The sequence below is a fragment of the Synechococcus sp. H55.10 genome (genome assembly GCF_047502715.1).
Taxonomy (GTDB): Bacteria; Cyanobacteriota; Cyanobacteriia; order Thermostichales; family Thermostichaceae; genus Thermostichus.
In genome coordinates, this window is sequence record NZ_JANSJJ010000065.1 from 1 (window position 1) to 9246 (window position 9246).

The following is a 9246-nucleotide window of genomic DNA, read 5'->3' on the forward strand; positions in this document are numbered from 1 at the left end:
CGAGGGATGCTGCCCTCGAAGAGAGTGTCAGCTTGGGAGAGGACAATGCCATCCTCGTTGTCCTGGTTTTTCAGGCCCCCTGGCCGAATGATGGTGTAGGTGAGGCCGCTTTTTTGCAAGTATTCTTCCGCCCGTTTTTTCCACACCAAGATCAGCCAAAACAGGTTGAGGGGGTGGAACAACTGGGACACGCATAGAGAAGAAATCAAAACAAAGTGTTGGATCCCTTGGGCTTTGGCCACATTCACTAGGTTCTTGGTGCCTTCATAATCCACTCGGTAGGGCTGCAAGGGATCCCAACTGGGCCTAGCTCCTGTAGCACAGAGCACCACCGTGCATCCCTCCATGCCGGCCCTTAGCGTGGCCGGATCCAGCACATCTCCCACCACCACTTCCGCTTCGGGGGGCAAAACCTGTGCGGCCAGCTCGCGGCTGCGCACCAGCGCCCGTACCGGGATGCCGCGGCCCACCAACTCTTTGACGATGCGCCGCCCCGTTTCTCCCGTAGCCCCTGCAACAAAAGCCCGCATAGCTCTCCTGTATCCAATGGTTTTAACTGTCTTGCTTGTGGTGTTTAAGGCCCCGCAGTGGCCCTGTTAGGGCCGTCGAAACTATCATCTTTATCAAAATCTAGCTCAGGCTCAATCCCGTCCGTGACAGGATAGTGGGATCCCGCCAGCTCTACTTCCGATTGCCCTATGGTTGCCCAAGCTGCTCCTCTCGCCTATGAGGCTCAAACCCAAGCACTTGCCCAGTCTCTGTTGAATTCCGTTCGGGGCGAGGGGAGATCCCTGCTGGCCCAATGGCGGGATCAACTGCGTTGGGAGGACAGGCTGCTGGCCTGGGCGATGGAGAACCCCCATTTGCGCACCCAGTTGTTCCGCTTGATCGATGTTTTGCCCAGCCTGAAAAGCAAAGCAGAGATGGCTCGCCATCTTCAAGAGTATCTCTTGGATCCGGCAGTAGAGTTGCCGGGGATACTGAAAAACCTACTCAACTTTGCCGACCCCCATTCTCTGCCTGGACAGTTGGCCGCCAGCACCCTCACCGCTGCTGTAGAAGCCCTGGCCCGTCGCTACATTGCCGGAGAAACCCTGCAGCAGGTGAGCCAAACGCTGGAAACTCTGCACCGCCAAGGCATGGCTTTTACCCTGGATTTGCTGGGGGAAGCCGTCCTCACCGAAGCCGAAGCCCAATCCTACCTGGAGCGCTACCTACAGGCGATGGAGCAATTGGCAAAGGTGGTCAAAACCTGGCCGCAGCCGCAGCCTATGCCCCAAGTGTCGGTGAAGCTGACGGCCTTCTATTCCCAGTTCGACCCCATCGACCCGGCAGGGGCCAAAGCCAAGGTGGGAGAACGGATCCGCATCCTGTTGCGCCGGGGCGAGGCCCTGGGAGTCGGGATCCACTTTGATATGGAGCAGTACCGCTACAAATCCCTTACCCTGGCCATTTTACAGGAGCTGCTGCTGGAGCCGGAGTTCCGCAGCCGCACCGACATTGGCCTGACCCTACAAGCCTACCTGCGGGATAGCTACACCGATTTGCAAAACCTGATCGCCTGGGCCAAAGAGCGGGGATCCCCGGTGACGGTGCGCCTGGTCAAGGGCGCCTACTGGGATCAAGAGACCATCCTGGCGGCGCAAAAGCACTGGCCGCAGCCGGTTTACAACGACAAAGCCGCCACCGACGCCAATTTTGAGCGCCTGACCCAGCTTTTGTTAGAGCACCACACCCATCTGCGTGCCGCCATTGCCAGCCACAATGTGCGTTCTCAGGCCAAAGCCATTGCCATCGCCCAGGCGCTGGAGGTACCTCAGTCTGCTTTTGAGCTGCAGGTGCTCTACGGCATGGCCGACCCCTTGGCCAAGGCCCTGGTGCAGAAGGGACAGCGGGTGCGGGTGTACTGTCCCTATGGAGAGCTGCTGCCGGGCATGGCTTATCTGATTCGGCGTTTGCTGGAAAATACCGCCAACACGTCCTTCCTGCGGCAAAGTGTCCAGGGCTACGACGCCGAACAGTTGTTGGCCCCCCCTGTCTTGGAGGAGGGATCCATGTTTCAGCCACCTTCCCTCTCGTTTGTCGCGGCTGCCGATACGGATTTCAGCCAGCCCCAGCAGCGGGATCCCTTTTTTCAGGCCCTGCAAAAAGTTCAAACGCAACTGGGCCAGACAGTTCAGCCCTGGATTGCCGGAGAATATCGCCCAACCCGACAGTCTATTCCTTCTTTAAACCCTGCCGATCCCGAGCAAGTGGTGGGTGAGATTGGGTTGGCCAGTCCCGCACAGGTGGAGCAAGCCCTGCGGGCGGCCCAGGCCAGCTTTCCCCGCTGGCGGCGCACGCCTGTGGCCGTGAGGGCGGGGATCCTGCGGCGGGTGGCGGAGCAAATCGAGGCTCAACGGGCAGAGCTGGCCGCCTGGATGGTGCTGGAGGTGGGCAAGCCCATCGCCCAGGCCGATGGGGAGATTTCCGAGGCCATCGACTTCTGCCGCTACTACGCCCAGCAGATGGAGGCTCTGGATCGAGGACGGGCGTGCAACCTGCCCGGCGAAACCAACCATTACCACTACCAGCCCCGCGGTGTGGCGGTGGTGATCGCCCCTTGGAACTTTCCTCTCTCCATCCCCTGTGGCATGGCGATGGCGGCTTTGGTGGCTGGAAACTGCGTGCTCCTCAAGCCGGCAGAGCAATCTTCGCTGGTCGCCGCCAAGCTGGCAGGCTTCATCCTCAAGGCCCTCGCCGAAGCCGGGATCCCGGAAGGCGTCTTTCAATTTCTGCCAGGAGTTGGGGAAGAGATCGGCCCTCTCCTGGTGCAAGATCCACGGGTACATTTGATTGCCTTCACTGGATCCCAGGCGGTGGGCTGCCAGATCCTTGCCCAGGCGGCGCAATTGCAACCGGGACAGCACCACATCAAGCGGGTGATTGCCGAGATGGGCGGCAAAAACGCCATCCTTGTGGATGAAAGCGCCGACCTGGATCTGGCGGTGAAGGGGGTGGTTAACTCTGCTTTTGGCTACAGTGGCCAAAAATGCTCCGCCTGCTCGCGGGCCATTGTCTTGCAGTCGATCCACGACCTGTTCTTGGGGCGGTTGATCGAGGCGGTGCGGTCGTTAAACGTGGGGGATCCGGCTCATCCTAGCACCCAGGTCGGCCCGGTGATCGATGCCGAGGCCCAAGCCCGCCTGCAACAGGCCATTCAAGCGGCCCAAGCCTACGCCCGCTTGGAACTCAGCCTGCCCGTGCCGGAAAAAGGCTACTTCGTCGGCCCCACGGTGTTTAGCCAGGTGGATCCCCAATCGGAACTGGCACAGCGGGAGCTGTTTGGACCGGTTCTGGCGGTGATTGCGGCAGCGGATTTCTCCTCTGCCCTGGAGCTGGCCAATGCCACTCCCTACGCTCTCACCGGCGGCGTCTACAGCCGCACTCCTTCCCACATCCAACAGGCCCGCCAAGACTTTGCTGTCGGCAACCTCTACATCAACCGCGAGATCACCGGCGCTTTGGTCGAGCGGCAGCCCTTTGGCGGCTTCAAGCTCTCCGGCGTGGGATCCAAAGCCGGTGGCCCCGACTACCTGCTGCAATTTCTGGAGCCGCGCACCGTTACCGAAAATATTCAACGCCAGGGCTTTGCCCCGATTGAAGGGTCTTGAAGATAGAGCGTTGGGAGTTTACTGGAGAGGCTTGGCTACATCTCCCACCTTAAAGCCTGTGCCGCTGAGAATGCGGCCCACACTGGATCCCTGATCCACCTCTGTCAGTTGAATTTGGCCGGCTGGCTCGGTCAATTTGCGCAGGACTGCTCCTGTGGCCGGATCCTTAACCTCGCGAACGACGCGCTCCACAGAAAGGATCAGGCCCACGCGATAGCCGTCGCGGCTGCCTTTGTTCAAGATCACCTGATTGCCGTAGACATCGGCCACCAAGGCATCGATGGTCGGCAAAGAGCGGGGCTGGGCCGCCAAGCGACTGGCAAAACCGGCCAACTGCTGGGCAATTTGCTCCACCGCCTGCTGGCTGGCCAAAACCAGCAGCTTTTCTTCGTTACTGGTGGCGGATCCCCCGCCAAAGCCGGCAACCGTGACCGTGCTATCCGACTGGCTGGCGTTGCCCCGGCCCTCGACCACGGCCAAGATCTCGGCCGTGCTGGTGCTCACCAGGCGGGCATTGAGCTGCACGTTGGCATCGGCATCCACCGACTCGGCCCCCACCGCCAGCGGAAAGCTGCCGAAGGGGGTTAAGACCGGCGCCCCACCGCCGGAACGGCGCACCGACACATCGAACTGGGTAACACTGCCGAGGATCACCGCATCGACCCCGAGGATCCGGCCCACCTGAGCGGCGGTGTTGGCATCCAACCGCCCCGATAGCCCCAAGTTCTGCTCGGCCAAGATCGCATCCAGCCGCGAGCGCTCGATAACAGAAAAAGTGCCATCTCTCACCAGCCGATCCACCAGCAGATCGCTCACCCCCCGGGAAGCCTCGCGCAGGCTGTAGGAATTGCTGAGGCTGCTGAAATCAAAATCCAAAACCGCAACGCGCGGGCGAGTGCTGGGTTGAGGCGCTTGTCCTACCTGGCTGGGGGCAGAGAGATTGCAGCGAAGGTCTTGGGGAAACTTCTGGCACAGCTCCGGATTGGTGGATTGGGCAGCCACTGGGATCCCCGTCCAACCCAAGCTCAGCAGCGGGATCCCGAACAACAAGATGGAAAAGAGGTTGCGCATGGTTGAGCGATCTCCTGGATCGAGGAAGTGGCCACAGTCCATTCTTAGCTTGCACCCAAAAGAGCTTCCGGGGGGTGACCGATATCACCTGGCCGCCTGTTCCAGAAGATGTCCCATACTCTATCGACTCCAAGGCTGCCGGGAAAAGGGATTGAGAAGGTTTGCGTAGAAGAGTTGACCCATCTCAACCCTATTGTGCGGAGATGCTCGCTCTCTCTGGAGTCAACTGCTAATAGACTACTTGACGAAACAAAGCCGGGATCGACGGTGCAAGCTCAGTGCTAGCCTAGTAAGGCTGTGTTCTTGTACAAGCTATGGCTGTTCCTAAGAAGAAAACCTCGAAAGCCCGCAGTCGCAGGCGGTATGCCGTTTGGCTGGGCAAAGCCAAGCTCCAGGCCCAGCGGGCAATGACCATTGGGCGTTCAATTTTGAGCGGTCGCAACACCGGCTTCTACTACCCCAAAGCCAAGTCGGAAGAAGAGGAGGGAGAATAGAGCCATGCTCAGGGGATCCCGACGGCTGGCCAAGTGATTACACTGGATCAAAGCTCAGCTCCTTGGAGAAGCGTTCTGCTGTCCCCACCGTCTCACTTAGTCGAGATCAGCTTGCATGCGCTCGTTGACTTCCCTCACCTACTACCAACGGTTGGGCCTGTCTCCAGGGGCATCTCCTGAGGCCATTCGGCGGGCCTATCGGCAGTTGAGCAAACGCTACCACCCCGACACTTCCCCCCTGGCCCCGGAAGTGGCCATTCGCTGCTTCCAAGAGCTGCAGGAAGCTTATCTCGTGCTCAGCAACCCGGCAAAACGGGCCATCTACGATGCCAGCCTGCGGGCGATGACGACCAACATGGGCTCCCTCAGTATAACGGGATCCTCAGATCTGGATTCTCTCGAGCTGCGCATGGAAACCCGGCCTCTCTCGGCGGGCGAGCTCTGTGCCCTGCTGCTGATGGGATCCACCTTCGTGGCGTGTTTGGTGTTGGCGGTTGCTTTGGCCTGGCTACGGGAGGGCGGGGTGGGCTAACCAACTCCGGTTGCTTGGGGATGAGGTTCAGCCAAAGCGCTCGGAGCCTCCCACGGATCAAGTGCTTGAATGGAATAGGCTGTTAACTTTTGTCTAGTTTGACGGCTTCTCTGCGCGCGTTTGAATCTCACCATGCCTTTGCCCCCTGCCACCACACCTCTCTACAATCACCCGCTCCACGCCATCGAACGCTGGCTGGAGGAGCAAGGCTGCACCCGCGACCCAAAGGATGTGGAGCAATGGTTTTGCGAGCGGCCGGGCTGGAAAGCCTGCCTGCGCCTAGAAGAGACCAGCATCTGGGTGCGCTACACCTACCCGGATGGCAACACGAAAACCCTGTCTTTCCCCTATTCGCTGAGCCGCCAGGATGTAGAACAGGCCATTTTTGAGGACTAGCCGGCCATGCGCATTCTGCAACTGCCTGCCCTGCGCGACAACTACATCTATCTGCTCTACGATCCCGAGACGGCAACGGCAGCAGTGGTGGATCCGGCAGTGGCCGAGCCCGTGCTGGACAAATTGGCCGAGCTGGGGGCGGAGCTGGTGGCCATCTTCAACACCCACCACCACCACGACCATGTGGGGGGCAACCTGCAACTTGTGGCCCGCTACCCCCGCGCCGTCGTCTACGGCAGCCAGGTGGATCGAGGGCGGATCCCTGGCCAGAGGGTGGAGCTGCAGGCGGGAGAGACGGTGGAATTTGCGGGCCGGCAGGCGAAGGTGTTGTTTGTGCCCGGCCATACGCGGGGACATGTTGCCTACTACTTCCCCGAAAGCGGGGATCTCTTCTGCGGCGATACTCTGTTTGCTGGGGGATGCGGGCGGCTCTTTGAGGGCACCCCAGAGCAAATGCTGGGATCCCTGGATCAACTGCGCCAGTTACCTGAACCGACGCGGGTGTGGTGTGCCCACGAATACACCTTGAACAACCTCAAGTTTGCCTTGACGGTAGATGGCGACAACCCCGACTTGCAGGCGCGCTATCAGCAGGTGGTGGCGCTGCGCCAGGCGGGATCCCCGACGGTGCCCAGCACCATTGGCGAAGAGCGCCGCACCAATCCTTTTTTGCGCTGGGATCAGCCGGCTCTGCAGGCGGCCACCGGCGTTCAAGATCCGGTGCGGGTTTTTGCGCGGCTGCGGGGTATGAAGGATCAGTTTTGAAGCTTGCTGGAACGCCAACAGGGCCGAGTTTTGAGGGGGATCCCCAGTTAGCTTTCTGGAAGATTGGCTTCTTTTTTCGGGAAGGCAGGACATACTGCTAAGTAAGATAGATAACCTCGGTGAGCCTATCTGGCCATTTCCTGAACCCCCATGTCTTGTCCTGACTGCCCAGCTCTGCCCGCCTTTCTGCAAGAGCCAGGGCGCTTGTTTCTCTGGCTGCCCACTCCTCATACCCACCAGAAGCTCTGGCAGGCTCTGGAGGCCAAGACAGAGGTTCCCGTGCAAGTTTTAGAAGACCTTGGCCTAGTTGTTGCCATTGCCCAGGGAGCCCTTAAGAAGACCCTGGAGACAATGGCTGATATTCTCTCGCAAGAAGAGATGCGGGCCAGCCGCGCCCTGTTTTTGGCCGGAGATAGGGATCCCTGCTGGCAAGATTGCGCCCGGGTGGAGTCACTGCTGCAGTTGTTCCACCGCACCCAAGCTGAGCTTTTGCTGGAAGTGTTGAAGGAAAACCGTCTCACCACCTACTTTCAGCCCATTGTCGGGGGGCGGGATCCCACTTGTGTGGTTGGCCACGAGGCGCTGGTGCGGGGGTTGGACAAAGAGGGCAAGGTGATTGGGCCGGGCTTGCTCTTTGCCATGGCCCGCGAGGCCGGGCTGCTCTACCACTTGGACTTGGCCGCCCGCCGCACGGCCATTGCCGCGGCCACCCAGCACCGCTTACAAGGGGATCTCTTCATCAACTTCAGCCCTACGGCTATCTACGACCCGGCCTTTTGTCTGCGCTCCACCGTCTGGGCCATTAGTCGCGCCGGGATCCCGCCCCAGCGGGTGGTGTTTGAGGTCAACGAATCCGACCGCAGCCCCGATTTGGACCACTTGCAGCGGATTTTGCGCTTCTATCGGCAGGCGGGCTTTCGGGTGGCGCTGGATGACCTGGGCGCCGGCTACGGCTCCTTGAACCTGTTGCACCAGTTGCAGCCGGATCTCATCAAGCTGGATAGGGAGCTCATTCGCGGCGTCGATCGGGATCCCTATAAGGCGGTGATTGCCGAGAAACTGCTGGAGCTGGCTCAAAAGCTGGGGATCACTACCCTGGCGGAAGGGATCGAAACGGCAGGAGAGCTGCAGTGGGTGCGCGACCGCGGCGTAGATCTGGTGCAGGGCTTTTTCATCGCCCGGCCCCAGCCTGTCCCCTTAGGATTAAGACCCAGAGGATAGCTGCCCCCACGGCTTGAGCGGCTACCGAGAAGATGACCAAGGCCGTGAGGGAGAGATCGTAGAGCACCCCCATCAGGGCGCTGCCCAAAAACCAGGCCAGGCCGTAGATGCTGGTAAACAGCCCAAAGGCAAAGCCCCTCGCCTGGGCGGCCACCATGCCGGCTACTGCTGCCTTCATGACCGATTCCTGGGCGCCCAGGCCAATCCCCCAGAGCAGCATGCCCACCACCGTCAGCCCGTAGCTGCCGGAAAAGGCCAGCGGCGCAAAACCGGCAGACAGGATCACCGCCCCCAACAGGCTCCCCAGCCCCAGGCGGTCAAATAGCCAGCCCCAGCCCAGGGCGGCTAGGGCATCCACCCCCATGGCCAGGGCGTAGAGCAAGGGGATCCCTGCCGCCTCGCCACCTTGCTGCTGCAGGTGCAGGGCAATGAGGGAAAAGTCGGCAAACCCCATGGCCACACAGGCCGCTGCTGTGAGATAGAGCCAAAAGACCCTGGAAAAGCCTTTTGCTGGAGCGGTTTCCGGCTCCGGCTCAAAGTCGCGCGGGGTGGGATACAGCCATTGGGCCAGCCCCAGCACCCCCAGCCCCAGGGCCGCCGGGATCCCCAAGGCCAAGAATGCGCCTTGGAACCCGTAGCCGGCGGCAACCATTCCTGCCACCAGCAGCGGCCCTCCCACCGCCCCAATTTGATCCAAGGTCTCGTGCAGGCCAAACCCAATGCCCTGGCCCACCTGCAGCGCCGCATGGGAGAGCAACAGGTCCCGTGGCGGGGTGCGGATCCCTTTGCCCAGGCGCTCGGCCAGCAAAAGCAAAGCAGCCCCAGGCCAACTGCTCACCCAGGCCAGAGCGGGGATCACCGCCGTGTTGAGGACATAGCCCAGGGTGGTGAGCTGCCACTGCCCTCGACTGCGGTGCACGGGATCCCTACTGAGCCGGTCGCTCCAGTAGCCCACGCCCAGGCGCAGCCCATAGGCCAGCAGCTCCCCCCCGCCGGCCACCAGGCCCACCACCGTGCCGCTGGCCCCCAGGGATCCCAAAAAAGCTCCGGAGATGCTGCGGGCCCCCTCGTAGGTGGCGTCGGCGCAGAGGCTGACGATCCCCAGCAAAACAAT

At 61.0% G+C, this 9246-nt stretch carries 9 protein-coding genes; 6 read left to right on the forward strand and 3 right to left on the reverse strand.

The window, feature by feature from the left end; all coding sequences use genetic code 11:
• Window positions 1-530 (reverse strand): SDR family oxidoreductase (locus tag NW858_RS05050; RefSeq protein ID WP_414520038.1); only part of this gene is annotated, 530 nt, incomplete at its 3' end.
• 168 nt (window positions 531-698) lie between these two features.
• Between NW858_RS05050 and pruA the strand changes: the two genes are divergently transcribed.
• Window positions 699-3653, forward strand: coding sequence for an L-glutamate gamma-semialdehyde dehydrogenase (gene pruA, locus NW858_RS05055; protein ID WP_414335183.1), 2955 nt, complete (start codon window positions 699-701; stop codon window positions 3651-3653).
• Window positions 3654-3671: 18 nt separating this feature from the next.
• Here the strand turns inward: pruA and NW858_RS05060 are convergent, their stop codons facing one another.
• On the reverse strand, window positions 3672-4724 hold the full coding sequence (locus NW858_RS05060; RefSeq protein WP_414336882.1) for a CsgG/HfaB family protein: 1053 nt from the start codon (window positions 4722-4724) through the stop codon (window positions 3672-3674).
• 314 nt (window positions 4725-5038) lie between these two features.
• Here NW858_RS05060 and NW858_RS05065 point away from each other — a divergent pair, with 314 nt between their 5' ends.
• From NW858_RS05065 to NW858_RS05085, 5 genes are all read left to right on the forward strand, one after another.
• A complete protein-coding gene (locus NW858_RS05065; protein WP_414520039.1) occupies window positions 5039-5218 on the forward strand; it encodes a 50S ribosomal protein L32 in 180 nt (59 codons plus the stop codon).
• 115 nt (window positions 5219-5333) lie between these two features.
• Window positions 5334-5750, forward strand: coding sequence for a J domain-containing protein (locus tag NW858_RS05070; RefSeq protein ID WP_414335178.1), 417 nt, complete (start codon window positions 5334-5336; stop codon window positions 5748-5750).
• Window positions 5751-5882: 132 nt separating this feature from the next.
• Window positions 5883-6146 (forward strand): DUF3143 domain-containing protein, encoded by a 264-nt coding sequence (locus NW858_RS05075; RefSeq protein WP_414335177.1) that lies wholly within the window; start codon window positions 5883-5885, stop codon window positions 6144-6146.
• Between the two features lie 6 nt (window positions 6147-6152).
• Window positions 6153-6911: a hydroxyacylglutathione hydrolase gene (gloB, locus tag NW858_RS05080; protein WP_414335175.1), complete on the forward strand. Its 759-nt coding sequence runs from the start codon at window positions 6153-6155 to the stop codon at window positions 6909-6911.
• Between the two features lie 150 nt (window positions 6912-7061).
• Window positions 7062-8132, forward strand: a complete 1071-nt coding sequence (locus tag NW858_RS05085; protein WP_414520040.1) for an EAL domain-containing protein — start codon at window positions 7062-7064, stop codon at window positions 8130-8132.
• Here NW858_RS05085 and NW858_RS05090 read toward each other — a convergent pair.
• A partial coding sequence (locus NW858_RS05090; RefSeq protein WP_414520041.1) for an MFS transporter occupies window positions 8083-9246 on the reverse strand: 1164 nt, incomplete at its 5' end. The genes NW858_RS05085 and NW858_RS05090 overlap by 50 nt on opposite strands.